At 38.7% G+C, this 26015-nt stretch carries 24 protein-coding genes and 1 other RNA gene; 4 read left to right on the plus strand and 21 right to left on the minus strand.

Annotated elements, in window-relative coordinates; translation table 11 throughout:
* Nucleotides 1-863: 863 nt before the first annotated feature.
* The 3 genes from T479_RS18345 (at nt 864) to T479_RS18350 (ending at nt 3502) form a co-directional block, all read left to right on the plus strand.
* Nucleotides 864-1847, plus strand: a complete 984-nt coding sequence (locus tag T479_RS18345; protein ID WP_025220478.1) for a tyrosine-type recombinase/integrase — start codon at nt 864-866, stop codon at nt 1845-1847.
* 197 nt (nt 1848-2044) lie between these two features.
* Nucleotides 2045-2200, plus strand: coding sequence for a hypothetical protein (locus tag T479_RS23815; protein WP_158497904.1), 156 nt, complete (start codon nt 2045-2047; stop codon nt 2198-2200).
* A gap of 138 nt (nt 2201-2338) precedes the next feature.
* A complete protein-coding gene (locus T479_RS18350; protein WP_025220479.1) occupies nt 2339-3502 on the plus strand; it encodes a site-specific integrase in 1164 nt (387 codons plus the stop codon).
* A gap of 146 nt (nt 3503-3648) precedes the next feature.
* Here T479_RS18350 and ssrA read toward each other — a convergent pair.
* The 19 genes from ssrA to T479_RS18430 all read right to left on the minus strand — a co-directional run bounded on the left by ssrA (nt 3649) and on the right by T479_RS18430 (nt 23703).
* Nucleotides 3649-4004, minus strand: a transfer-messenger RNA (tmRNA) gene (gene ssrA / locus T479_RS23370).
* Between the two features lie 244 nt (nt 4005-4248).
* Nucleotides 4249-5613 carry an anti-sigma factor family protein gene (locus T479_RS18355; protein WP_025220480.1) on the minus strand — a complete coding sequence of 455 codons (1365 nt, stop codon included), beginning with the start codon at nt 5611-5613 and terminating at the stop codon, nt 4249-4251.
* A complete protein-coding gene (locus T479_RS18360) occupies nt 5594-6133 on the minus strand; it encodes an RNA polymerase sigma factor (protein WP_025220481.1) in 540 nt (179 codons plus the stop codon). Before T479_RS18360 ends, T479_RS18355 begins: the two co-directional genes overlap by 20 nt.
* A 169-nt stretch (nt 6134-6302) precedes the next feature.
* Complete coding sequence (locus T479_RS23820) at nt 6303-6458, minus strand: hypothetical protein (RefSeq protein ID WP_158497905.1); 156 nt, start codon at nt 6456-6458, stop codon at nt 6303-6305.
* A gap of 92 nt (nt 6459-6550) precedes the next feature.
* Complete coding sequence (gene smpB / locus T479_RS18365) at nt 6551-7018, minus strand: SsrA-binding protein SmpB (RefSeq protein WP_024363920.1); 468 nt, start codon at nt 7016-7018, stop codon at nt 6551-6553.
* 12 nt (nt 7019-7030) lie between these two features.
* On the minus strand, nt 7031-9526 hold the full coding sequence (gene rnr, locus T479_RS18370; protein ID WP_025220482.1) for a ribonuclease R: 2496 nt from the start codon (nt 9524-9526) through the stop codon (nt 7031-7033).
* Between the two features lie 37 nt (nt 9527-9563).
* The gene (locus tag T479_RS18375; RefSeq protein WP_024363918.1) at nt 9564-10310 is read right to left on the minus strand and encodes an alpha/beta hydrolase; all 747 of its coding nucleotides are present in this window, start codon (nt 10308-10310) and stop codon (nt 9564-9566) included.
* Nucleotides 10311-10514: 204 nt separating this feature from the next.
* Nucleotides 10515-10742: a preprotein translocase subunit SecG gene (gene secG, locus T479_RS18380; protein WP_024363917.1), complete on the minus strand. Its 228-nt coding sequence runs from the start codon at nt 10740-10742 to the stop codon at nt 10515-10517.
* Nucleotides 10743-11413: 671 nt separating this feature from the next.
* A complete protein-coding gene (eno, locus tag T479_RS18385) occupies nt 11414-12706 on the minus strand; it encodes a phosphopyruvate hydratase (RefSeq protein ID WP_024363916.1) in 1293 nt (430 codons plus the stop codon).
* A gap of 2 nt (nt 12707-12708) precedes the next feature.
* The gene (gpmI, locus tag T479_RS18390) at nt 12709-14250 is read right to left on the minus strand and encodes a 2,3-bisphosphoglycerate-independent phosphoglycerate mutase (protein ID WP_025220483.1); all 1542 of its coding nucleotides are present in this window, start codon (nt 14248-14250) and stop codon (nt 12709-12711) included.
* On the minus strand, nt 14243-15004 hold the full coding sequence (gene tpiA / locus T479_RS18395) for a triose-phosphate isomerase (protein WP_025220484.1): 762 nt from the start codon (nt 15002-15004) through the stop codon (nt 14243-14245). Before tpiA ends, gpmI begins: the two co-directional genes overlap by 8 nt.
* A 55-nt stretch (nt 15005-15059) precedes the next feature.
* Nucleotides 15060-16244, minus strand: a complete 1185-nt coding sequence (locus tag T479_RS18400; protein ID WP_025220485.1) for a phosphoglycerate kinase — start codon at nt 16242-16244, stop codon at nt 15060-15062.
* 421 nt (nt 16245-16665) lie between these two features.
* Nucleotides 16666-17682, minus strand: coding sequence for a type I glyceraldehyde-3-phosphate dehydrogenase (gap, locus tag T479_RS18405; protein ID WP_025220486.1), 1017 nt, complete (start codon nt 17680-17682; stop codon nt 16666-16668).
* A gap of 37 nt (nt 17683-17719) precedes the next feature.
* The gene (locus T479_RS18410) at nt 17720-18748 is read right to left on the minus strand and encodes a sugar-binding transcriptional regulator (protein WP_024363911.1); all 1029 of its coding nucleotides are present in this window, start codon (nt 18746-18748) and stop codon (nt 17720-17722) included.
* A gap of 247 nt (nt 18749-18995) precedes the next feature.
* The gene (locus T479_RS24225) at nt 18996-19118 is read right to left on the minus strand and encodes a hypothetical protein (RefSeq protein ID WP_255313811.1); all 123 of its coding nucleotides are present in this window, start codon (nt 19116-19118) and stop codon (nt 18996-18998) included.
* Between the two features lie 368 nt (nt 19119-19486).
* Nucleotides 19487-19714, minus strand: coding sequence for a glutaredoxin family protein (locus T479_RS18415; protein WP_024363910.1), 228 nt, complete (start codon nt 19712-19714; stop codon nt 19487-19489).
* A 145-nt stretch (nt 19715-19859) separates the two neighbouring features.
* Nucleotides 19860-22136, minus strand: coding sequence for a S9 family peptidase (locus T479_RS18420; protein WP_025220487.1), 2277 nt, complete (start codon nt 22134-22136; stop codon nt 19860-19862).
* Between the two features lie 227 nt (nt 22137-22363).
* Nucleotides 22364-23122 (minus strand): TPM domain-containing protein, encoded by a 759-nt coding sequence (locus T479_RS18425; protein ID WP_025220488.1) that lies wholly within the window; start codon nt 23120-23122, stop codon nt 22364-22366.
* A complete protein-coding gene (locus tag T479_RS18430; RefSeq protein WP_025220489.1) occupies nt 23122-23703 on the minus strand; it encodes a LemA family protein in 582 nt (193 codons plus the stop codon). The genes T479_RS18425 and T479_RS18430 overlap by 1 nt, the downstream gene beginning before the upstream one ends.
* 157 nt (nt 23704-23860) lie before the next feature.
* On the opposite strand from T479_RS18430, the gene T479_RS18435 reads away from it, so the two are divergent.
* Nucleotides 23861-24475: a spore coat protein gene (locus T479_RS18435; RefSeq protein WP_025220490.1), complete on the plus strand. Its 615-nt coding sequence runs from the start codon at nt 23861-23863 to the stop codon at nt 24473-24475.
* A 56-nt stretch (nt 24476-24531) separates the two neighbouring features.
* Here the strand turns inward: T479_RS18435 and T479_RS18440 are convergent, their stop codons facing one another.
* Together T479_RS18440 and T479_RS18445 are read right to left on the minus strand one after the other, a co-directional pair.
* The gene (locus T479_RS18440; RefSeq protein ID WP_024363904.1) at nt 24532-25254 is read right to left on the minus strand and encodes an amino acid ABC transporter ATP-binding protein; all 723 of its coding nucleotides are present in this window, start codon (nt 25252-25254) and stop codon (nt 24532-24534) included.
* Nucleotides 25251-25955: an amino acid ABC transporter permease gene (locus T479_RS18445; RefSeq protein ID WP_024363903.1), complete on the minus strand. Its 705-nt coding sequence runs from the start codon at nt 25953-25955 to the stop codon at nt 25251-25253. Before T479_RS18445 ends, T479_RS18440 begins: the two co-directional genes overlap by 4 nt.
* Nucleotides 25956-26015: the final 60 nt, after the last annotated feature.

A 26015-nucleotide genomic window follows, 5' to 3' on the forward strand; every position in this document is an offset into this window, starting at 1 on the left:
TTAATCACTTTTGTGATAATTTTTAAAAAATCTCTGTTTTTCTACGGTGTATCTATTAATAATCTCATTTAAATTGTGTTCAATATTCTTTAATAAGCATTTAATTTCCTTTAACAATTCACAAACAACTATAACAATCTCATAAATTCTAAAACTTATTCACTTATATCGATTAATCCAATTTTATTAAATTGGCTAGAATTCTAACAATTTATACGTAAGGAGCAATAAAGCCCGTTGATTTTTTGCTCTAGATGCTTAACACAACGGTTTATATAAAAGAAATCCAATTTCAGATTATGCTGTTGCTTACCTCTGATTTGGTCTGAATCGACTAGCTGTTGCTAAATACCAGTTAAACATCAATGTCTCAATATTATATTAGCTTGGGGACAACCATAAACGGTGATAATACACCTAAAACTACAAGAAGCTAACACTCCACGGGCAAGAGTGAATAAATTATCGCCTAGTGTAAATGAGACTTTTTGAAAAAGTAGATTTACTATTAACAATTGTCTTTGAAAATTTTATGTCTGCGGACATTGACCTTGCTTTTCTAATCTTGATAGAAGCTAGCAGAATTGCTGGCATAAGTAAGCTGCACCCGCTTAATAAGCGTTAAGCAAACTTGCTTAAAGTTGTGCAAAGTAGTACTTAACAACGCTTTATGAGGATATAAACCTAAAAGTAACTTTTAACAGTTCCATATAGACAGAAGGTTTTAAGAGTTAGAAATTCTTGTGACAACGAACTTTCGTAAGTGCTATATATATAAATCTCATAAAGATATTAGAAATTTTATATAGGCGAAGTCTGCTCTTTTTTAAAATCATAATAAAATATACCAGAAAGGATTGTTTATGATCGGAAATAGAGGATGGATTAAAACAGAATTTGAACTACGAAATGCTGCAGAAAAAAATGATGATTTAAGTAATAAAGGTGCGTACTTAAATTTAATGTCTCAGTTAAATAAAATAGCCCGGCATGCAAAAGGAATAAGCGTTCATAAATCCTTACCACAGTATTATAGCCAAATGGATTTATTTTGCCGCTTCTTGGCAGATAACTTTAATTTGAAGACGCTGGCTAATATTCAAAATAAACATCTCGTGGAATATGTTATTGAACGTCAAAGTGAAGGAAAATCAGCTTCCACAATTAAAAATGATTTAGCTGCTATACGTTATTTTCACGATCAAATCCCGCAAACACGCTATGTACTAAGTAGTAACCAAGTATTAAGTAAAACATCTATCAATTTTAATTTGGAGAGAAGATGTTTTGGTCGAATTGATCGTCGCCCCACAGATTTGGAATATCGAGCATTAATTAACCTTGCTAAGCAAACTAGAAATCCAGAAATGGGCTTAATAATTATTCTAGGGAGGGAAATGGGTTTACGTATTCATGAAGCAGTTAGATTGAACCGTTCTGATGTAGAAAGAGCGTTCAGAGAAAACTTTTTAACGGTTAAGGGAAAAGGTGGTCTTATTCGAAAAGTACCACTTAATGACGTAGCCATCACAACTTTAGAGGCTGCTATACAAAACATCTCGCGTGGTCAAAAAATCTTTGTTCCACCTAGTCAAAAGGCACATCAAGTAATTCAACGTGTTCAAGACTTCATTAAAAATAACCGGCTTAAAATCATTGATCCATTGAATTTCCGTCCAAAAGGGATTGAAATAACTATGCACAGCTTCAGGCACGCTTATGCAAAAGAGCAGTATGACTCTTTTATTTTACAAGGGTACTCAGAAGATGCTGCTCGTTTAAAAGTTGCACAACTAATAGGACACAATCGACAAGATGTGACAAAAATTTATTTAGCTGAAAAATAGTTCATCTCTAGAAATATATTTTTTGGTGGCTATAATATTTAAAATATATTGGGAGATGATTCCATGGTTAATGAAGCTTGTATTTTCTGATAAGAAAAATAATATTACTTATCCATCTAAGGCTTGGGACTGGTGCAATAATATCCAAGAAAAATATAAACTCAAAAAGATTTCTCCCCATGATTTAAGACGTACACATGCAACAATGTACTATAAGTGGTGCAACACCATATGAAATAAAGAAAAGGTTAGGTCATAGCTTTAAAGATATTACTTCAGATGTTTATATTATCGAAACGGATGAAATCAAGACTAATGCATTTAAAAATTTTATTCAATATATGCACTATTAGAACAAGTTTTTTAGCTTGTTCTTTTATTTTTCTATAAACTCTAATTTGTCTTCAAACACTTTACATAATATGATAAGTATGTAAGGTACTACTCACCTTACACTCTGTCTCCGTAAGCAGTACAGATGAAGAATTACTTTGGCGAGAAATCCCCAAATCAAAGAGTACACATTAAAAGATGGCGAAAAGCGTTTTATGTTTAAGTTTTACCTTGGTACAGATTCATTAACTGGAAAGCCTTTAACTACTACTCGACGTGGTTTTAAATCACGTAAAGAAGCTCAAGATGCTATGAATCAGTTACAGCTCGAGGTATACAGTGGCACATATAAAAAACAACAATATGAAACGTATCAAGATATTTATAACATGTGGGTTGAGCAGTACGAAAACAGCGTTGAAGAAAGTACATTTGTAAAAACTATCGGTATCTTTAAAAATCACATTTTACCTGCTATGGGTACTTATAAAGTTGACAGGATTGATATTGCAACTTGCCAAAAGCATGTAAATCAGTGGGCTAAAAAGCTAAAGCGGTTTCGCATGGTTAAGTCCTATGCTGCAAAAGTTCTCGATTATGCGATTAAACATGGCTACATTGATAAAAATCCTTTTACATTGGTTGAGATGCCTAAGAAGCGAAAGCAAATCGTTTTAGATGAGGCAGAATTTGAAAACTTTTACGAACGAGAACAATTAATAAAACTACTTCAAAGCTATGAACAGCAAGATAATCTAATGGTTTATACAATATTTCATGTATTGAGCTATTCAGGTATGCGTAAAGGCGAGGTATTAGCACTGACGTGGAATGATATCAATTTTGAACGAAGTGAAATTCGTATTAACAAAGCGATTTCACGCGGCAAGGATTGTCGATTGTACCTGAAGACAACTAAAAATGGTGTAGTGCGAACAATTAAAATGGATGAAACGTCAATGTCTTTACTATTAAAATGGAAGTTCCAGCAAAGTAAGATTTATTTAGAAAAAGGCATTAATACATCTAATAAAAAACAACTCGTATTTAGCAATAAACATAACCGCTTCATTCAACCTGTTCAAACGCAAAAGTGGCTCCATAAAGTAATTGATAAATACAAGCTTCAACCTATTACTACACATGGTTTACGCCATACCCATTGCTCATTATTATTTGAAGCGGGTGCAAGTATTAAAGAAGTACAGGAGAGGCTAGGACATACAGATGTTAAAACGACAATGGATATTTATACGCATGTAACCAAGAAAACCAAAGCTAGCACAATTGAAAAGTTTGATGCATACATCAATTCACGCTAATTCTTTGACCCAATTTTGACCTAGTTTGACCCAAAAAATGACCCAAAACCGTTTGATATCAGTTGAAAGTTTTTGAAATAAAAAAAGCGCCAAACCCATGATATATCAAGGAATTTGACACTTTTTGAAACTATATTGTTTCCAATGTATGGAGACGGCGGGAGTCGAACCCGCGTCCAAAGACTCCAATACTTCAGCTTCTACGCGTGTAGTTTGTCCATTCGCAATTCGCGTAGCATTATGCCGACAAACAGGCGTCCTGTACGCTAACCTGGAAATCTCTTGCCAGTGACTCAGGTGGCACCATCGACCGTATCCCACTAAAGTTGGGCCCTACGTACTCTACATGGGCGATAGAGAGGCAGAGCGCTTACGAGCTTACGCTGCGAAAGCTAAGTTTTGTTGTTTGCCAGTTATTATATAACTTCCGTTGATGACGGAGCCGAGACCTCCGACGCGCGACCAAAGCTTGAACCATCCCTGTCGAATCCGTAACGTCCCCTTGAATATGATGCGAGCCACGTGGCGTCGATCAAACAAAGAGCTAGAATTGCTTCTAGTACGGTTGAAGAGTAGTACTACGCTTCAATACATCTGGCATTAACAATTCATATTATAAAACAAACCAAGCTTTACTTCAAGTATAGTGCCTTATTTACAGATTGATATGTCCCCTTTCAACGCCAAAAAAGCATAGCAAATGAAAAACACCTTTTGAAAATTATTAATCAAAAGGTGTTTTTAGGTTATCGTATATCCACACGAATTGGTTCATCAAAGTAAACATATTGTAATTCTGTTTGACCGTAAAGGATAAACGAATCTAATTGAATCTCCTCATCGAATGTGATTGTTGTATACTGTTTTTCTTTATCTTTTCGAACACGGGCTGTATCCCATGCTGTTTTATTGTTCACTGTAATATGCCAGTTGTTAATCGTCGTTGCCTTTGCGTCTGACGAAATTTCAAGACGTTTGTTGGGTAAGAGCTTTACTTCATATACTGTATCTTTATAAGTAAAGGAGTAAGGTAATTGGTCCAAAGTTAGCGGATGTCGGACATTCGTCGGCAACTCAAACTTGGCACCAGTAACAGCTATATAGCCGCCTACTTTTACACTTGGATAGGCACTAATTGTTTCAGTATGAGCGTAGCGATCATCTTGAATATTTACGTTATCTTCTGGCATCGAGCGTTGTAATTTTTGTCCATCAGCGTCAATAACGTCATATAATATTTGTGCATTATAGCCAGCATAAGCTTCTTTTTCTGCTAGCGGTAAATCAGATGTAAACTTTTCAACTTGTTGCTCTACAAATGTTGCCATGTCCTCCGTAAATGTTGTTTCAAATTTGAAGAGAGAGTTCTGTGGTCCATGTTGCGCACGGATAAAGTTTACGTTAACGCCGTCTTTTTCAAACGCAGAACGTAGCGTGACAGTCTCTGTTTGAGCTAACAATTCCTTGCGATCAATCGGTACTTCAAACGTCCACTGACCATCTACGTCATAAATGTGTTGATAGTTAAAAAGAAGTTTAAATTCATCATGTGTCACATTAAATAAGGGGAACTCAAATTTAATCTCATTCATTGATTGCTCTGCAGTATAACTAGCTATTTCACTTTTTCCGCTTGGTAGTACGAGTGCTACTTCCCCCACGGTTGCTTTATTGAAGAAATTTTCGTCACCATTATAGCCAAATGTCGCTAGAGTCACTGTAATATAAGCATCTGTGAGCTTAACGTCTTTTACTTTTATCGTAATGGGTGTAGAACTAGTTGCTGGCTCCTGCTGCATAGTCGAAAATACTAGAAATAATAATGCTGCTGTGACGAATGCGACTGCTACAAAAGTTGCTCGCCAGTCTCGCTTTTTTGTAAGCGAAGCCTTTTTCTTTGGTAATTGATTCATCACTTGATTTGTAAATGAATCGTCAACATGTACTGGAGGAAACAGGGAGCTTATTAGCTGTTCGGTTGCAAGTTGTTCATCCAATAATGCAGAGCAGGTTGCGCATGATTGAATATGCTTGTCTATTTGCATCATTTTGTTATCTTCTATTCGTCCATCGATAAAATCGTGCATTTCTTCAGTTGATAAGCAGTTCATTATTAATCTCTCCCTTCAACATAGCGTTTCTTAGCCGTTTCTTTGTTCTATGCAGTCGGTTTCGTACTTCCGATATTGGAATATTAAGTGTCTCAGCGATTTCTTCATAGGAGCAATTACTGGCATACTTTAGGACGAAAACTTGGTGCGTTTTGTGTTCCAATGTTGCAAGCCATTGCTGAAGTAACGCGTTCTGTTCTTTTTTGATTATTAATACTTCTGGTGTTTCTAATGAGGGTGTTTCCTCAAGTGGTGTTGCATCTTCCTTATGCTTTCTTTTAAAATCAATTAGTTGATTAATCGCGATACGAAAAAGCCATGCCTTAAAAGAGCCACCTTTAAAATGAAGTAAGTTTTCATAGCATTTAATAAATGATTCTTGCGCAATATCTTTCGCCAATTCCTCGTCATTCGTTTGATATGTTAAATAGCTGACAAGTGGCTGCTTATATGTGTCAACAATGATGCGAAATGCTTGTTGATCCCCGGCAATGATTTTTTGTAACAGCTGCATATCCATGAGACCCCACCTCCTTACTTTAACAACGTAAAAACTTTAATAAAATCTCAAGTAAATGGAAAATTTTTTGTTCTTTAGGTGATATTATTTTTGTTCCGCGGGTAAACCATCTTACTTCGCAGGTATTTCTCTTTATTCCGCGGGTAAACTACCTCACTTCACGGGTAAATCACATATTTTCGCGGATATTCTCCATCACTCCGCGGATAAACCTCCTCTCTTCGCGGGTATTCTCCATCACTCCGCGGGTAAACCTCCTCTCTTCGCGGGTATTTTCCTTCACTCCGCGGGTAAACCTCCCCATTTCGCGGGTATTCTCAATCACTCCGCGGGTAAGCCTCCTCACCCTCTCAAATACCTGCGAACATCATTGAAAAAAGCTCACCACAACAAGTGGTGAGCCTTCCTCGTAATCTACTAGTATTGATTTTTTGCTTTGAAGGTGCGTTCCATTTCGCGTTTTGCTTCTTTTTTGCGCATGTCATCGCGTTTGTCGTAGTCTTTTTTCCCTTTGCCGACGCCGATTAGTAGTTTGGCGTAGCCGTCTTTAATGTACATTTTTAAAGGGATAATGGTGTAACCGTCGCGTTTGACTGCGCCGACTAGTTCGCCGATTTGCTTTTTATGTAGGAGCAATTTACGGGCGCGTAATGGGTCGTGGTTGAAACGGTTTCCTTGGTCGAATGGGCTAACGTGCATGTTGCTAATCCATGCTTCGCCGTTTGTAATTCGAACGTATGAGTCGCGCAATTGGACTTTGCCTGCACGAATAGCTTTAATTTCTGTGCCTGTTAGTACCATGCCCGCTTCAATTGTGTCTTCAATAAAGTAGTCATGTCCCGCTTTTTTATTTTGTGCTAATACTTTCCCAGTACCTTTTGCCATTTAGTTCACCCTCTATTCAAAGGTTGAGCAGGGCTTAGCCTGCTCACGCTGGATTTTTTCATTATTTACGTTTTGTTTTTTCTTTTTGCCTTTTTTAGCGATGCCTTCGTAAAACTTTTGTTTTTGTTTTACGCCTTTTTTCGGGCCAGGGCTTGAACTATCTTTGCGTCGGCCACGTGGATCGCGATCGCTGTCACCGCGTTCTCTGCGTTTTGAAGAGTCGCCACGGCTTGGTTTTTCCTCGTCACGGTGACCTCTGCCACCGCCTGAACGATTGCTTCGGCTACTGCGTCCGTCTTTGTTGTCGCTATAGTTTTTACGTGCATGAATAACAGTAGGTGTGGCTTTTCTTGTTCTTCCATAAGAAGTTACCATTCCTACGATTTCAAAGTCAATTGATGACTCCTCGATAATGACGTTTGCAACTCGTACTTTGACTTCATCACCGATGCGGAATTGGCGGTTTGTACGTTCCCCAATCATCATCATTTGGCGATCATCGAAGCGATAGTAATCATCCGTCATATTGCTAATATGCACAAGTCCTTCAATCGTGTTTGGTAGCTCGATAAAGATACCAAAGTTCGTAACAGAAGACACAATACCTTCGAATTCTTCACCGATTTTATCAGACATATATTGTGCTTTTTTCAGCGAGTCTGTATCGCGTTCTGCATCAACTGCACGACGTTCGCGTTCAGATGTATGGTCGGCAATTTCATCCATTGCCATTGCCCATTGTGCAAGCGTTTCTTTCGACGTATCTTTATTAATTAAGTACGTGCGAATTAAACGGTGGACAACTAAGTCAGGGTAACGACGAATTGGTGATGTGAAATGGGTATAGAAATCTGTCGATAAACCGAAGTGACCAATGCTTTCTGGATAGTACTTCGCTTGTTGCATAGAGCGTAGTAACATCGTCGAAATAACTGGCTCCTCTGGCATGCCTTCAATGGCTGTTAACACATCTTGCAATGCTTTTGGATGCACCGTATTGCCTGTACCTTTAATTAAAATACCGAAGTTTGTGACGAATTCAAAGAAGCGTTGTAGTTTTTCTGGCTTTGGATCTTCGTGAATACGGTATAGGAACGGTACATTCATCCAGTGGAAATGTTCTGCTACTGTTTCGTTCGCTGCAAGCATGAAATCTTCAATTAACTTCTCTGCTACAGTGCGTTCACGCAGTTCAATATCGACTGGCCAGCCATCTTCATCGACGATTACTTTCGACTCTTTAAAGTCAAAGTCAATGGCACCACGTAGCTCACGTTTGCGACGTAAAATTTTCGATAGCTCTGCCATGTTTTTAAACATCGGTACAAGCGACTCATAGCGAGCAATTAGCGCTTCATCTTGTTCTTCTAGAATTTTATAAACATCTTTGTACGTCATACGCTCTGTCGTTTTAATAACACTTTGGAAAATTTCATGCGCAATCACATTCCCATTGCCATCAATAATCATTTCACATGATAGCGTTAGTCGGTCTACTTGTGGATTTAATGAACAAATACCATTTGACAGTCGATGTGGAATCATTGGGATAACGCGGTCTGTTAAATAGACACTTGTCGCTCGGTCATATGCTTCAATATCAATTACAGAGCCTTGTGTTACATAGTAGCTGACATCTGCAATATGTACGCCAAGCTTGTAAGTACCGTCTACATTTTTTGTCACTGTTACCGCATCATCTAAATCTTTTGCATCTGCACCATCGATAGTAACGATGGTTTCATGGCGTAAATCGCGACGACCTTCTAAATCGGCTGGTGAAATTTCATCTGGCACACGTTGTGCAGCAGCGATGACTTCTTCTGGAAACTCTGGTGGAATGTCATGTTTATACAGAATAGATAAAATATCGACACCTGGATCATTTTTATGCCCTAAAATTTTTGTAATATAGCCTGTTGCTGATTTTAAATCTTCTGGCCATGTGGCAATTTCCACGACAACTTTGTGACCATCAACCGCACCTAATGTATCGCCTTTTGCGATAAAGATGTCCATTGGTAGTTTTTTATCGTCCAATACGACGAAGCCAAAGCCTCTATTTGCTTGGAATGTGCCTACAAATGTTGTTTGTCCGCGTTCCACAACCTTTGTCACAGTGCCTTCACGGCGATCGCCAAAAGATTCCTTTAATACGCGAATTAGGACCGTGTCGCCATTGATGGCACCATTTACTTCGTGCGGTGGAATGAATACATCATCCATCCCTTCAATATCTGGTGTCACAAAGCCAAATCCTTTTGCATGACCGATAAATTTACCACGGAGTAAATTCATGCGCTCCGGTAAGCCGTAGCGATTGGAGCGTGAGCGAACAACTAAGCCCTGCCCTTCCATTCGCACGAGTGTTTTGACAAGCTCCTTAAATTCTTCTGCATCTTCAAACCCGAATTCGTCTTCGATTTCTCCAACGGTTAACGGTTTATATTCTTCTTCACCGAAAAAATCGAGTAAACGACTTTGTAGTGAATCTTTTTTGTCTGTCATACTATTCCCTCCCTCATATAAAAATCCTTATTCTTTTTTAGTGTGCCCAATTTAGCCCTTCTAAAAAACGATAAATATCTTCATGTAGTTGATCTTTTTCTTGATCTAATGTAATGACATGTTTTGAGTTTTCATACCACTTGATATACTTTTCTAGTGACTCAGTTTGATTATATATAATGTTGGCAGATTCTGTCTCTATAACCTCATCATTTGTCGCTTGTACGACAAATATAGGGGCATAAATCATATCAATTTCTTTTCGAGTCTGCGCAATAAACTCACGAAGTTCTTGTAATGATGGCATCCCTTTGTCAGCAATTAACGCCACTTCTGCATCAATTTCCGCTTCAGTTTTACCTTCAAATTTTTTATAGTCTTTTGCATATTTTAAGACGCCTTCGAACATTACGTCTGTTGTTCGCATGGTCATTGGTGCACACATTGTCACAATACCTTGTACAGGATTGTTGAGCGCTACATTTAAAGCCATCACACCGCCAAGTGATAAGCCTGCCACCGCAATTTCTTGATAGCCAGCATCTTGTAATTGTTGGTAGGCCGCTTTGACATCTTGCCACCAATCGGCTGGACCTGTTGTAATGAGTTCTTCAGGTTGCACACCATGGCCTTTATAATGCGGCGCTAATGTAGTATACCCTTTTTTCTCTAAAAATCTACCAAGCATACGCACATCTGCCGAGCTACCTGTAAAGCCGTGTAATAATAACACAGCACGAGGGCCTGCTTGAAAGAAAAATGGCTGTGATAATGATTTATTCATTCGCAAGTTCTCCTTCACTGTAAAACATATACTCTCTATTATAGCCATATCCATGATACATTGGCTTATTTTAGTCCATATTTAGTATAATTCATACCTATTTATCTTCGTTTAACTATGTACATAATATCAACATTACGCTTTGAACTAAAAGATAAAAGAAAACGCCCAACCATTCGAGGTTAGGCGGCATATCTTCAACTATTATAGTTTTGCAATCGCAACTGCTAAAATAAAGAATAAAATGGATAATACAATTGTTGTACGGTGAAGAATTAAATCCATACCACGTGCTTTTTGCTTGCCGAATAGTTGTTCAGCTCCACCCGAGATGGCACCTGACAAGCCTGCACTTTTACTAGATTGTAATAAGACTACGACAATCAATGCTAATGATACGATAATTAAAGCTACTAATACTGCTGTATGCATACACTGCACCTCCCGAACTTTGAAACATCACAACATACTATATTATAACAAATAAAGGTTCTCATGACAAACACAGAATATAGGGTGACAGGCACCGGAATAATTCAGAATCTTCAAACGAAAGCTATGTAGACTCTTGCGAGAACGCATGCGAGTGACAGGCACTCAAACAATTTTATTATATTAGTAGATAACACCAGGTGATTAGAATAAAGGGCGCGACACTCCTACTCAGGACAGAACGGCGGAAAATCCATTTTTGTGGTTTAGCGCCACAAAATTAGTTAGAGCCGTGCCTGCGGAAAGGGAGTGCTTGGAATGGAAATCAACATACACACCACATAGATCACTGTGGAAAAACTAGTTTTCCTTATGGATTTTACCAGCTTAGAAATGCCATTCAAAGGTGTTTATTACAAAAAGGATATATGACACAGGCAGTTCCTAGATTTTTTATCACAAAGTAAAAATTCACGTAGACTCCTGCTCAGAACGCACGTAATGTAAGACGCAACATGCCGCGCGCAAGCGAGGGTTGCGGCTTACGACGTGCCCGCGGAAAGCGAAGTGAATTTTTACGATTTAGGATAATATTAAATCTAAGCCGTTAAAAAAAAGACTATAGACAAACGAGTTTGTCTATAGTCCGAAGCTATTTCTAGCGATTCACCTTATTTTAAGTTATAGAAAGAGTTTAAACCAAGGTATTCTGATGTTGCACCAAGTTGATCTTCGATGCGAAGAAGTTGGTTGTATTTCGCAACGCGGTCTGTACGAGATGGCGCACCTGTTTTGATTTGACCAGCATTTGTCGCAACTGCGATATCAGCGATTGTCGCATCTTCTGATTCACCAGAACGGTGAGAGATAACAGCTGTGTAACCAGCGCGTTTCGCCATTTCGATTGCTTCGAATGTTTCTGTTAATGTACCGATTTGGTTTACTTTGATTAAAATTGAGTTACCAACGCCTTGCTCAATACCAGCAGCTAATTTTTTCGTATTTGTTACGAATAAATCGTCTCCTACTAATTGAACGCGAGCGCCAATGCGATCTGTTAATAATTTATGACCAGCCCAGTCGTTTTCATCTAAGCCGTCTTCGATTGAGATGATTGGGTATTTAGCTGTTAACTGTTCATACCAGTCCACCATTTCTTCAGATGTTTTGACAACACCTTCACCATCTAAATGGTATTTGCCGTCTTCTTTATTAAATAATTCAGAAGAAGCAACGTCCATTGCTAATTTCACTTCTTCACCAGCTTTGTAGCCAGCTTTTTCGATAGCTTCAAGGATTACAGTGATTGCTTCTTCGTTCGAACCAAGGTTCGGTGCGAAACCACCTTCATCACCTACAGCTGTGTTGTAGCCTTTGTCTTTTAATACTGCTTTTAAGCTGTGGAAAATTTCAGCACCCATACGTAATGCATGACGGAAGTTTTCTGCGCCTACTGGCATTACCATGAATTCTTGGATGTCTACGTTGTTATCCGCATGAGCACCACCATTTAAGATGTTCATCATTGGTACTGGTAATTGTTTTGAGTTGAAACCGCCAAGATATTGATAAAGAGGTACATCTAAATAATCTGCTGCAGCATGTGCAACTGCCATTGATACACCTAGGATTGCGTTCGCACCTAGTTTACCTTTGTTTTCTGTGCCATCTAGCTCAATTAAAGCTTTGTCAATTACTACTTGGTCAAGAACTGAGAAATTACCTTCTAATTCTTGTGCAATAATTGTGTTTACATTTTCGACAGCTTTTAATACACCTTTGCCTAGGTAACGTGATTTGTCACCATCGCGTAATTCTACCGCTTCGTATTCACCTGTAGAGGCACCTGATGGCACGATTGCGCGACCAAAAGCACCTGATTCTGTAAATACTTCAACTTCTACTGTTGGGTTCCCACGTGAGTCTAAAACTTCGCGCGCATAAACTTGTGTAATAAATGGCATAACTAATTCTCCTCTTTTTCGATTAATGATTTCCCTGTCATTTCAATAGGTTGTGACACCTCTAATAATTCTAACATGGTTGGCGCCAAATCGGCTAAAATGCCACCATTTCTTAACATTAAATTTGGTTTTGTCACAATTACCGGAACAGGATTTGTTGTATGAGCTGTCATCGGTTCCCCTGCTAACGTAACAACCTCGTCAGAGTTACCGTGGTCAGCTGTAATAATAGCTGCACCGCCTTTTGCCAGCAGAGCATCTACTACTTTCCCAAGACATTCATCCACTGCTTCAATTGCTTTGATCGTTGGCTCTAACATGCCACTATGTCCCACCATATCGGGGTTCGCAAAGTTAAGAAGGATGCCATCAAATTTATCGGCTGCAATCTCTGCAAGCAATGCTTCTGTTACTTCATATGCACTCATTTCAGGTTTTAAATCGTATGTTGCGACCTTTGGAGAAGCAATTAAAATACGTTCTTCACCAGCGAATTTCTCCTCACGACCACCACTCATAAAGAATGTAACATGTGGATACTTTTCTGTTTCTGCAATACGAAGCTGTGTTTTCCCATTAGAGGCTAACACTTCACCAATCGTATTTTTTAAGTTGTCATTTTCATAAGCAACTTGCGCATTCACTTCATCACTATAATGAGTGAACGATACGAATTTTACATTTTGCGGGTGTTTTGCAGAGAGCGCAAACCCGTCAAATGTTGGATTTGTAAATACTTTTGATAATTGAATTGCGCGGTCAGGTCGGAAATTAAAGAAAATAACCGCGTCATTATCTGCAATTGTCGCAACGGCTTCACCATGTTCTTGCACACTAAATGGAATAACAAATTCGTCGGTTACTTCACGCTCATAGGACTCCGTCACACCGGCAATTGCGCTGTCCGCTGTTTGTCCTACACCATCCACCAGCACATTATACGTCAATGCCACTCGATCCCAACGCTTGTCGCGGTCCATTGCATAATAGCGACCATGAATCGAAGCGAATTTACCAATGCCAATCGAAGCCATTTGTTTTTCAGTTTCTTCAATATAGTTGATTGCTGTCGTTGGACCTACATCACGACCATCTAAAAATGCATGAACAAATACTTCATCTACGCCTTGTTCCTTCGCTAGCTTTAACAGCGCAAACATATGCTCATAATGGCTGTGAACACCACCATCTGATAGTAAACCCATTACATGTAGCTTTGAGTGATGTGCTTTTACATGCGCTACAGCATCTAAAAATGCTTGGTTTTTAAAGAAGTCTCCTTCACGAATCGACTTGTTTAAACGTGTTAAGCTTTGATAGACGATACGTCCGGCACCAATATTTAAGTGCCCTACTTCAGAGTTCCCCATTTGACCATTTGGCAACCCTACTGCTTCACCTGCCGCAGTTAATGTTGCATGTGGGAACTGATTCCAAAAGCGATCAAAATTTGGTTTCTTTGCTTGCGCAACTGCATTTCCGAATGTTTCATCACGAAATGCAAAACCATCTAAAATAATTAATGCTACTGGCTTTTTAGGCATTTGCTGCCGCCTCCAATAATTTTAAATATGATTCGGCTTGTAAGCTCGCACCACCGACTAACGCACCATCGATATGCTCTTTTGATAACAATTCTTCAATATTATCAGGCTTTACGCTACCACCGTATTGAATACGAACAGCCTGTGCTGTTGCGGTATCGTATAATTTTTCGACAACTGCGCGAATAGCACCACATACTTGGTTGGCATCTTCTGCCGTTGCTGTTTTACCTGTGCCGATTGCCCAGATAGGCTCATAGGCAAGTACCATATGCTCCACATCCTGTGCCGCAAAACCGGCAAGTGCTGCTGTAATTTGACCAGCTACCTTTTGCTCTGTCGTACCAGCCTCACGTTCTTGCAATGTTTCACCACAGCAAATAATTGGGACGATATTATGCGAAAGTGCTGCAGCCACCTTTTTGTTAATAGCTTCATCTGTTTCGTTATAATATTCGCGGCGTTCAGAGTGGCCTAAGATGACATAGTCCACAGCCACGCTCGCAAGCTGCGCCGGGCTAATTTCGCCAGTAAACGCCCCTTCATTTTCGTAATGCATTGTTTGTGCGCCAATTGCTAATTCAGATTCACTAGCAATTTGCACAAGCGTTGGTAGGAATAGTGCCGGTGCGCAAATAACTGCATCTACGTTGTCATTTGAAGGTAGTTTATCCTGCACAGCTTCGACAAACTGTATTGCCTCTTCAAATGTTTTATACATCTTCCAGTTACCTGCAATAATTGGTTTACGCATCGTTTATGCCTCCTATCTATTATGTTTGCTAAAAAGATTTCTTTAATAAACGCTATTATTTGTCGTTTAATGCCACAATGCCAGGAAGCTCTTTGCCTTCCATTAACTCAAGTGAAGCACCGCCACCTGTCGAAATGTGATCCATCTTATCAGCTACTTCGAATTTTTCGACTGCTGCTGCAGAATCTCCGCCACCGATTACCGTGTAACCAGCAGTTGTTGCCATTGCCTCTGCTACAGTTTTCGTACCATTTGCGAATGGTTCCATTTCAAATACGCCCATTGGTCCATTCCAAATGATTAACTTCGATTTTTCAATCACCTCTGCATAATGCGCAGCTGTTTTCGGTCCAATATCAAGACCCATCCAATCAGCAGGAATAGCATCAACATCGACAATTTTTGTCTCTGCATCTTTCGAAAATTCATTTGCTACTACCGCATCAATTGGCATATGTAACTGCACGCCTTTTGCCTGTGCTTTTTCAATAAAAGATTTAGCTAGTTCAATTTTATCTTCTTCTAATAAAGATTTACCGATATCATGACCTTGCGCTTTAATGAAGGTAAATGATAGTCCCCCACCAATAATTAAATGATCGACCTTTTCAAGTAAGCTCTCAATCACACCGATTTTATCTTTCACTTTTGCGCCACCAATAATGGCTGTGAAAGGACGCTCTGGGTTTGATAATGCTTTACCTAGCACATCTAATTCCTTTTGCATAAGGAAACCTGATACAGCAGGAACATGCTTAGCAATGCCTTCTGTTGATGCATGTGCACGGTGAGCAGCACCAAATGCATCGTTCACATAAACGTCCGCAATTTTAGCAAATTGTTCCGCTAATGCAGGATCATTTTTCTCTTCACCAGCATGGAAGCGTACATTTTCAAGCAGAACGATATCGCCGTTTTGCATGTTCGCGACAGTCGCTTCTACGTTTTGACCGATGGACTCGTCTAATTTAGTAACAGGCTTGCCAATGATTTCAGCTAGGCGAATACCGACTGCTGTTAAACGCATATCTTCTTTTACTTCACCTTTAGGACGACCTAAATGAGATGCTAAAATCACCTTTGCCCCTTGTTCGACTAAATAGTCAATCGTAGGAATGGCTGCACGAATACGCGTTTCGTCTGTGATAACCCCATCTGCCATTGGTACATTAAAATCAACACGTACGAAGACGCGCTTACCTTTTACATCAATATCTTTCATTGTTTTCTTATTTAACATGAAGAAACCCCCTTCAAAGTTCGTAGTACGGACATAATAAAATGTGCTTCACCCATCTTGGCTGTTCACATTTTGAATTGGCGAATAACAGTTTTGGTAACAAGATTTTTCGAGTATGCTTGTAAAATTCCTTTGCTTATCGAATGGCAAAATGTCCAAGCAAGTGAAAGTATACCTTTACCAATTTTAATAGTAGCAAAAGTACCGTTTGATGTCTTGCATCTAACATCTCCTATATCTGTGTACGTTATAACAAGCCATGCGCTCTAAATATATTTATTAAAAAAAGGAGTAAGGGTACATCCCTTACTCCTATTACCCTTGTATATTATATCTTTTCGATATTATAAAGGCTATACTATTTTTGCGTAAAAAGCCGTATTATGTCACACTTTTTACTTCAAATTGCGAATTATGACACTTATTTATGATTTAACCCTTGTTGAGCAATGTATAATGCAAGATCCATTAAACGAGTAGAGTAACCAATTTCGTTATCGTACCAAGCAAGAACTTTCACCATACTATTTTCTAAAACCATTGTAGAAAGGCCATCCACTGTTGAAGAATGATGATTACCATTGTAATCAATTGATACTAATGGTAGTTCATTGTAGCCTAAAATACCTTTTAGCTCATTTTCTGAAGCTTCTTTTAAAGCGGCATTAATAGACTCTTTTGTAACATCTGCTTTTAGTTCTACCACTAAATCCACACATGATACATTCGGTGTTGGAACACGCATAGAAAATCCATCTAGTTTACCTTTTAATTGAGGTAATACTTTGGAAACTGCTACTGCTGCACCTGTCGTTGTTGGAATCATTGACACTGCCCCTGCACGCGCACGACGCGGATCAGAGTGCGGGAAGTCAAGGATACGTTGGTCGTTTGTATAAGAATGGATTGTTGTCATCATACCGCGTTCAATGCCAAATTTTTCATCCAAAATTTTGGCTACTGGTGCAAGACAGTTTGTTGTACAAGATGCATTTGAAATGACATCGTCTGTTTTTGGATTGTAATCCTCATGGTTCACACCCATTACGAATGTCGGCATATCTCCTTTAGCTGGTGCAGATAAAATGGCTTTTTTAGCACCTGCTTCAATATGCTTCCCTACATCTTCCATTGAACGGAATCGACCTGTACATTCAAGGACAACATCTACACCAAGCTCGCCCCATGGCAACTGCGCTGGGTCTTTTTCAGCGTATACTTTAACCTTTTTTCCATTCACTACGAAAGAATCTTCATCTGCATTTACATCAGCATCATAGATACCATGTACAGAATCGTATTTTAATAAGTGTGCAAGCTGACCAGCATCTGTTAAGTCATTCACTGCAACTACTTCAAATTCATCATGCTTCATTGCTTCACGAAATACTAAACGACCAATACGTCCAAATCCATTAATTGCTAACTTTAATGCCATTGTCAATTCCTCCAATAATGTTTTCATTGATTTATTTTTACAGTAAACGTTCAGCGATTGCCTTTGCTGCAGCTTCATCTGTTATAAAAATCGTCTGCTTCGGTGCTACCTTAAAATAAGATAGCATGGCATTCACTTTTTGTTTGCCTGCTGCCACCGCAATAATATGCTTACATTTTTCAACTTGTTCAAGTTGAATACCAATCGTGCGAATACGATGCACAATTTGTCCTTCGGCATTAAAATAATAGCCGAATGCTTCACTAACAGCACCTTTTTCTTCGAGAATACGCAAATCTTCAGCAGATGTATTACGACGAATCGCCATTTCTTCAGCAGAGCCGATACCATGAATAACGCAATCAGCACGGTCATAGTAAGCCATTATTTCTGTTACCATAGGCTCTGTTAACATCGCTTGATAAGCCTGTTCACTTAAATGCTCTGGTAAAAATAATGTACGGTGCTGGGCATCCATTTGCATAGCGAACGTAGCAACCAGTGTATTGGCCTGCATGTGCATTTCATGACCGATACCACCACGAGCAGCAACAAATGTAATGTTTTGCTGATGATCGACTGGTTGTAAAAACTGCGCTAAGGAGGCAACTGATTTCCCTCCAGTAACAGCCACTACTTGCTCATTGGCAATAGTCGAAAGAAATTGCTGTGCCGCTTCTTTGCCTAGCAATGTTAAAACGGTTTCGTCATCGTTGTAATCACCTGGTACGACTAGCACATGTTGCAACCCTAATTGTTGTTCGAGCGCTTTGCCTAGTTGAGTAAGACCCGACCATTCATAAACTAATGCTCTTAGCTGTTCAATCACTAATTCACCATCACTCGTACATACCATACCCGACTTTTGGGAATCTAATAACCCTTGCTCACGTAAAATATCTGTTTCTTTACGGATTTCACGTTCTGTCATTTTTAGGGACTCTGCAAGCGTTCTTCTGCCAATTGGTTGCATCAGCTGTATCGATTGTAGAATACGATATCTCGATTGTAGAAGCGGATTCATTTCCGGAAGTAGTCTTCGCTGTGCCTCAGGTACAGTTAACATATCTATCTACTCCCTTTCACTTACAGTGGGTCGTTTTTTATCCCACTATATTAAATAATGTCCCACCTACAATTTAATTATAATATGCTTTATAAAAAAGAGCAAGCAATTAATGGTATGTGTTGCTAGTACAACCTTTATACATAGCGACACCCATTATTAGCATAGTAAAAATGACATGCTGTACTGTTTTGTTGGCACAAAAAATCTCGCAATCATTCATTCTGATTGCGAGATGACTTTGTTCTTATTTAGTGAAAGATAATACTGCGTTTTTCTTGAAGCCTGCTAAAGCTTTTGTAGCTTCCGTTTTGTTTGTGTATTCAAAAATACGAACGTCCTTTTGTTCAAATACTGTAATAACCCACATAGTCAAATCTCCCTTTAAGTTTATTTTTGTAATATAACAACCACGTAAAAATGTGGTACTTTTTCTAAACTGTTTTATAACAACCTTTACTTGATTCTTATTCTACTCCTATTTTTTAAAAAAGAAAGCTTTGTGTGAGGGTCTTCACAAACTGTTCATATTCATAACGCTTTCATTGAACAATTTGTGAATAACGTGAATATACAGGTTTAAAAATATAAAATTCGTTATTCTCTCGGCTAGAGAATAACGAATTTTTTCGCTTTATTTATAACCTTTTACCTCATTCGATATTACTTCATTTAGCGAATGATAATTTAGTTGGCTAAAATAGCTATGTTCTTCTCACGTAATGGCTCTTTGATTTGTCACAAACGTTCCATTAATGTTACATAATCTAAATTGCCATACTGTATAACTTCTCCATCCTTTTCCACTACCGGTATCATCAGCATATATTTTTCATGTATCGCTTCATCGGTTTCAATATCAATCATATCAATGGTAAAACCTAACTCTTCTTGAACAAGTTTTAATGTGCGTAATCCTTCCACACAAAGCTCGCACTGGGAACGACTAAAAAATTTCACGTCCATTTTACCAACCCCTTTTACTTTATGGTGCCAGGCACGCAAACAATTCGCACACAATTTCGATTTACGTGCCTTGGCGTAATTATCTTTCTTTATTTTAAATGAAAAAAGACTGTGCAAGGTAATTTTTGCACAGTCTCATCGTTTGTTATTTTTTTAAATGGCTGTCGAAGAATTTAACCATTGCATTATAGAATTCAATGCGGTTTTCTTCGTTTTGGAAGCCATGCCCTTCATTTTCTTTCAGCATGTACTCTACTTCCACACCTCTAGCACGTAATGCTTCTACGATTTGATCAGATTCTGCCTGATTAACTCGTGGATCGTTTGCACCTTGCGCAACAAATAATGGTGTTTTAATTTTATCAACATGGAAGACAGGAGAAGCTTCTGTTAATAGCTCTTTGTCTGTCTCTGGATGCCCTACGCGCTCATAGAACATGTTACGCATTGTTTCCCAATAAGGTGGGATTGTATCAAGCAATGTGAAGATATTTGATACACCAACATAGTCAACTGCCGCAGCATATAAATCAGGTGTCTTTGTAATACCAGCTAATGTAGCATAGCCACCGAATGATGCACCATAAATACCGATGCGGTCAGGGTCCGCGATGCCTTGATCGATTGCCCATTGCACGCCATCTGTAATATCATCTTGAATTTTTAGACCCCATTGCTTATTACCAGCTTGTAAAAATTCTTTTCCGTATCCAGTTGAAGAACGGAAATTCACTTGTAGCACAGCATATCCCCGGTTTGCAAGAAGCTGTACTTCTGGGTTAAAGCCCCACATATCACGTGCCCATGGACCGCCGTGTGGATTCACGATAAGCGGTAAGTCTTTTGCTTCTTTGTTTTTCGGTAATGTTAAATAACCGTTAATTGTCAGTCCATCTCGGCTCTTATACGAAATTGGATGCATTTCAGCAAGTTCTTCTGACTTTAACCAAGGACTTAATGTTGCTAGTTCTGTTATTTCATCTGTTGTTGAGTCATAATAATAATATTTGCCGTATACAGTGTCACTTGACACGCTGACGATAAACTTAGTCATTTCTTTATTGTAGTCATTGATGCCTAGTTCGCTTTCTTCAACACCTAGTTTGTTTTGAATTTTGCGGAATAGTTTCTCAAAATCTTCATCAAAGAATTGATAATGTACTTTATCAGTCATATATGCACCGTATAAAATTTTATCTTTTTCGCTATTATATAATACGGCTGCAACGTCTACTTCATCGTTCGACATAATTACTTCTTCTTTACCTTCAAGATCATATTTCACAACTTGTACTTTATCCCGACCTTTATTAGAAGTAGCGTAAATATATTTATTATCTTTAGAGAAGGCAAGCGGATTTACTTCATCTCCTGCAGCCATTTCAATAAATGGTTTGAATTCATCTTTTTCTGTTTCTCGGTATAAAATTGTACCTTCTACACCATCAGAAACGACAGCGATACGAATATTGCCATCACGGTCCGCTACCCAATTCGATACGTTCCCAGGATTTTTTGCAACATGTTTTGTTTCGCCTGTTTTGACATTAAGCTTGTACACATCGAAAACTTTCGCATCTTCTTTGTTCATCATAATTAATATTTCATCTTTAACACCTTGTAAATTACTTAATACCCCTACAGTTACACCAGGGTAAGGTGTTAAATCTTTTTCTTCACTACCATTAAATGAAGATGAATAGATATGGAAGTTCTCATCGCCGCCTTTATCTTTTGCATAAAGCAATGTATCGTCTTTCCAGAAGAATCCTGAAATATCACGATCTTTTGAACTTGATACACGAACAGGTTCACTATCGTCATTCATTTTCTTCACAAATACATTTGAACGAGATTCCCATGCTGAAGCAAATGTAATGTAATTACCATCTGGTGACAATTGGTAACCGAAGTTTCCTGGATTTTTCATAAAATCCTCTACAGAAATTTCTTTTACCCCTTCGTTATTCGTTCCGTTTTTTATAGACTTAAACGTTGTAAATATTTTAGTAGCATCTTGTTTTGAGATGGTTTCACTATTTTCAGAAATACCTTTAAATAAGCCTAGCTTATTCGCTTTTTCTAAATAGTCTGCTAATGATGCTTCTTTTTCCTCTTTATCAAGAGCTCTTACTAAAATTCGAGCAACTTCATCACGTTTAATGGCAGTACTTAAATTTTGTAATTCTCCCTCTTTAACCCACTTATCCATGATTTCTTGACGCATTGCTTGTGACCCATGTTGGAAAGTTAAAGAAGTCACAGCCAATTCAAGAAATTCTTTTGCTGTTAGGCGCTCCTCTTGTGCAACAATTACATTGCTCGTTTCATTTGCAGCTCGTACTTCCTGAATGGAAACAGGATAGACAACAGAAGCTGTTAAAATGACCGCTAAAGATGCTGACAAAAATCTTTTTTTCAAAATGATTCCTCCTTATATCAGTGTGCGTTATATCGTTAGTCGATACAAAGAAATTATAACAAATCTAGTTTTTTTGTCAATAAATGATAAAACTTATTTAATTATCCTCTTTATCCAAATTAAAAAGACTCTTCATATGTAGAAGAGTCTTTTAACTAGTAAATTATTTTATTACGAAAACGTGTCAATCCACTGCGGTTTTAGTGACAAAATTGTTTGGGTGCCTGTCACCATTTTCGGCTAGCGCCGCCACCAGCAGATGAGCCTCCGCCAAAGCCTCCAAATCCTCCGCTACCGGAGCCGCCTCTGCCAAAACCTCCACCAAAACCACCTGGATAACCTCCTCTTCCCCGTCCTCTTGAACGTGGTCCGCCTCCTCCATTGGAGAAGATAATGACGACGAGTACGAGGATTACGAGTAGTACAAACATCCAAGTGGGCATCGATTCATCCTCTACTGGTTGAGTTGGCATTTGACCTTCCCAATGATATTCTTGCGCTACAGTTTGATACAATGCTGTATACGTCGCTTGAAATGCTTGGTCAATTTCACCATTACTTGCAGAAGGATAAAAAGCAGAATCCAATATCCGTCCTAATTTCCCATCTGGTAACGCGCCCTCAAGACCTTGGCCCACCGCGATCACCACATCATTTTTTCCTTGCCCTTGCCCAAATGTAGCCAGTAGCAAAACGCCGTTGTTTTTCTGCGCATCACCAATGCCCCAAGCACGAATCAATTGGGTAGCATACATTTTAGCTTCTTGCCCATGAATACTATCCACCGTTACAATCATAATTTCAGCACCAGTGCCTTTATCTAACTGCTCTGAATAAGAATTGAGTTCTTCCTTTACAGACGTTGATAGTACATTAGCGAAATCATGAATGTACGTATTTTTCATCGGTGTTGGGAACTGGGCATATGCATTGTTGACTGTTACAAAAAACATGAAACAAGCAAGTATTACGGTCAAACGCTTCATTATTGTTTACCTGAATCACTAAAATCTACTGCCGGTGCTTTTTCAGCCCCAGCTGCTGCCTTAAAGTATTCCTTTTGCCCGAAGCCAAACATACCTGCTACTACATTACCTGGAAAGCGTTTTACTATTTTATTAAAGCCTTGTACTTCATTATTGTAATCTTCTCGTGCTACTGCTAAACGATTTTCCGTGCCTGCAAGCTCATCCATTAATTGGCGGAAATTCGCATCTGCTTTTAAATTCGGATAATTTTCTACCACTACAAGCAATCGACCAAGCGCACCATTTAACGCATCATTGGCGATCGCTTGTTGCTCTGGTGTTTGTGCATTACCTAACTGTGCACGTGCCTCTGTTATGCTGGCAATGACTTCTTGCTCATGTTTTGCGTATCCTTTGACCGATTCCACTAAATTCGGAATTAGATCGTAGCGGCGTTGTAGCTGATTTTCGACTTGAGCCCATTTCGAATCCACATTTTCCTCTGCCGTCACAAGGCTATTATATTTTGGAATAAATAATAAAGCGAATACACCTAAAATAATGATAATGATTGCGACAGGTCCAAAAATTTTTTTCAATTTTACAGCCTCCTTACTTTCTTTTCTTATACCTCTAATGTGTTGCAAAAAAACATCGCTATGCTAAATATATGCAAACAGTTTTATGTCGTATGAAATATGGCGAACAAGACATACTAATTACTGCAACAAACTATACATTCAGGAGGCGTTTTTTTTGTCACAATCTTTTTATAATGAATCAAATGATGTAACATCATCTAACCAACAACAAAGCCTAAACCACGGTGGACATGAAGTAATGGACATGCATGAAGCAATTGGCGAAATTATTGCATGTCTGAATCAATCCATGCTTTTACGTCCGCAAGTAAAAGATCCAGAATTACTTAGCATTTTGGACAATCAATATAATTTCACACTCGGTATGTACAATACGATTGTGGAGTCATTTAAAACAGGACATGATCCATCTGTGCCAACAGGTCGTTATGAAATGCAAACAGGAAACAACTTCCAATATGGCATTACGCCTGCACAGCCGAAAAAGCCAATGCAAAATGTGAGTGAGATTAATGATGAAATCATTTCTGGCTTCTTGCTTGGTGCACATAAAGGGTCTGCTAAATGTTTAACGGCAGCAGCGACAGAAACAACAAATCCAGTTGTGCGTCGTGTTGTTGCTGATAGTATTCCCAACTGTATCGAAATGGCATACGAACTTTCTATTTACCAAAATAAGCATGGCTATTATCAAGTGCCGCAATACTCACAACAAGATATGCGTGCATTGCTTGATTCGTACGGCACTACTACAAATCCCCTCCATTAATAACAAAAAACCATTCATCGCATTTTGCAATGAATGGTTTTTCCTATTATTAAAAATTAAAGAACTTTCCCTAAAAAAGCCTTTGTTCGCTCATTTTGTGGATTACCAAAAATCTCTTCTGGCGTACCTTCCTCTACAATAAAACCACCATCCATGAACACAACACGGTCGCCCACTTCTCGTGCAAAGCCCATTTCATGTGTGACTACAATCATTGTCATCCCTTCAGAAGCTAGATTTTTCATAACATCTAATACTTCTTTCACCATTTCTGGGTCAAGTGCAGAAGTTGGTTCATCAAATAATATAGCCTTTGGTTTCATCGCTAACGCTCTAGCAATCGCTACTCGTTGTTGTTGTCCACCTGAAAGCTGCTCAGGATAGCTATAAGCTTTGCTATCAAGACCGACCTTTTTCAAAAGCTCATGACCTAGTTGCTCTGCATCCGCACGGCTCATTTTGCGAATTTGCATCGGCGCCATCGTGACATTATCAATGACATTCATATGAGGGAACAAATTAAACTGTTGGAATACCATCCCGACTTCTGCTCGAATGGCATTAATATTTGTTTTTGGTGCATTTATCTTGATATCTTCTATATAAATGGCACCGTCCGTTACTTCTTCCAGCATATTGATGCAACGTAAAAAAGTACTTTTCCCTGACCCTGAAGGACCAATGACACAAACGACTTGCTTCTCTTGTATTTCGTAATCAATGCCCTTCAATACTTCGAGCTTCCCAAAGTATTTGTGTAGGTTTTCAATTTTAATCATCTTGCTTCTCTCCCTTCTGCTTTACGAGGGACATAACTATTGCTAAATCGCTTCTCTATAAATGCGACTACCTTTGTTACAACATATGTTAAAACCAAGTATAGTAGGGCAGCGACAATATATGGTTCCCAGAAACGGAAACTCGCACCCGCTACTACTTTACTTGCATATAAAATATCTGGTGCTGCAATAACCGTTACTAGAGAAGAATCTTTTAGTAACGCAATAAATTCGTTACCAAGTGGTGGAATCATACGTCTAAAGGCTTGTGGTAAAATTACTTTTTTCATCGCTTGATTGTGTGTTAAGCCAAGTGAACGTGCTGCTTCCATTTGCCCTTTATCAATGCTCTGAATACCCGCACGAAAAATTTCTGCATTATAAGCAGCACAGTTTAATACAAGTGCTGTAATACCAGAAACCATATAACCTAATGAATGACCAAAAATTGTTGGAATAACCGCTAAATGAATTAGTAAAATTTGCACAAGCATTGGTGTTCCACGGAATAAATCCACATATAGTTTAGATGGCCAGTAAATTAACTTATTTTGCGATAGTTTTCCTAAACCTAATAGTAAGCCTAAAATAATACCACCAAAATAACCGCTGAGTGTTAAAATGATTGTTATACCTATACCACGTATAAACATATCACGGTAGTTCCAAACTATGTCCCATTGTAAATCAAAGATGTCCATCAGAACCCCTACTTTCCCATTCAAATTCTCTACTATTAAATCCCCTAATAAATCAAATGA

This window comes from Lysinibacillus sphaericus (assembly GCF_000600105.1).
Lineage (GTDB): Bacteria > Bacillota > Bacilli > Bacillales_A > Planococcaceae > Lysinibacillus > Lysinibacillus sphaericus.

What these genes read in the sequence shown, in the direction of transcription:
- T479_RS18425 (WP_025220488.1), bottom strand. Translation starts at nt 23,122, where the DNA reads ATGAAGCGTTTGACCGTAATACTTGCTTGTTTCATGTTTTTTGTAACA.
- T479_RS23815 (WP_158497904.1), top strand. Translation starts at nt 2,045, where the DNA reads ATGCAACAATGTACTATAAGTGGTGCAACACCATATGAAATAAAGAAA.
- gap (WP_025220486.1), bottom strand. Translation starts at nt 17,682, where the DNA reads ATGGCATTAAAGTTAGCAATTAATGGATTTGGACGTATTGGTCGTTTA.
- T479_RS18400 (WP_025220485.1), bottom strand. Translation starts at nt 16,244, where the DNA reads ATGTTAAATAAGAAAACAATGAAAGATATTGATGTAAAAGGTAAGCGC.
- tpiA (WP_025220484.1), bottom strand. Translation starts at nt 15,004, where the DNA reads ATGCGTAAACCAATTATTGCAGGTAACTGGAAGATGTATAAAACATTT.
- smpB (WP_024363920.1), bottom strand. Translation starts at nt 7,018, where the DNA reads ATGGCAAAAGGTACTGGGAAAGTATTAGCACAAAATAAAAAAGCGGGA.
- T479_RS18415 (WP_024363910.1), bottom strand. Translation starts at nt 19,714, where the DNA reads ATGGACGTGAAATTTTTTAGTCGTTCCCAGTGCGAGCTTTGTGTGGAA.
- gpmI (WP_025220483.1), bottom strand. Translation starts at nt 14,250, where the DNA reads ATGCCTAAAAAGCCAGTAGCATTAATTATTTTAGATGGTTTTGCATTT.
- T479_RS18355 (WP_025220480.1), bottom strand. Translation starts at nt 5,613, where the DNA reads ATGAACTGCTTATCAACTGAAGAAATGCACGATTTTATCGATGGACGA.
- rnr (WP_025220482.1), bottom strand. Translation starts at nt 9,526, where the DNA reads ATGACAGACAAAAAAGATTCACTACAAAGTCGTTTACTCGATTTTTTC.
- T479_RS18360 (WP_025220481.1), bottom strand. Translation starts at nt 6,133, where the DNA reads ATGGATATGCAGCTGTTACAAAAAATCATTGCCGGGGATCAACAAGCA.
- T479_RS18440 (WP_024363904.1), bottom strand. Translation starts at nt 25,254, where the DNA reads ATGATTAAAATTGAAAACCTACACAAATACTTTGGGAAGCTCGAAGTA.
- T479_RS18345 (WP_025220478.1), top strand. Translation starts at nt 864, where the DNA reads ATGATCGGAAATAGAGGATGGATTAAAACAGAATTTGAACTACGAAAT.
- T479_RS18410 (WP_024363911.1), bottom strand. Translation starts at nt 18,748, where the DNA reads ATGTTAACTGTACCTGAGGCACAGCGAAGACTACTTCCGGAAATGAAT.
- secG (WP_024363917.1), bottom strand. Translation starts at nt 10,742, where the DNA reads ATGCATACAGCAGTATTAGTAGCTTTAATTATCGTATCATTAGCATTG.
- eno (WP_024363916.1), bottom strand. Translation starts at nt 12,706, where the DNA reads ATGCCATTTATTACACAAGTTTATGCGCGCGAAGTTTTAGACTCACGT.
- T479_RS18375 (WP_024363918.1), bottom strand. Translation starts at nt 10,310, where the DNA reads ATGAATAAATCATTATCACAGCCATTTTTCTTTCAAGCAGGCCCTCGT.
- T479_RS24225 (WP_255313811.1), bottom strand. Translation starts at nt 19,118, where the DNA reads ATGTGGGTTATTACAGTATTTGAACAAAAGGACGTTCGTATTTTTGAA.
- T479_RS18445 (WP_024363903.1), bottom strand. Translation starts at nt 25,955, where the DNA reads ATGGACATCTTTGATTTACAATGGGACATAGTTTGGAACTACCGTGAT.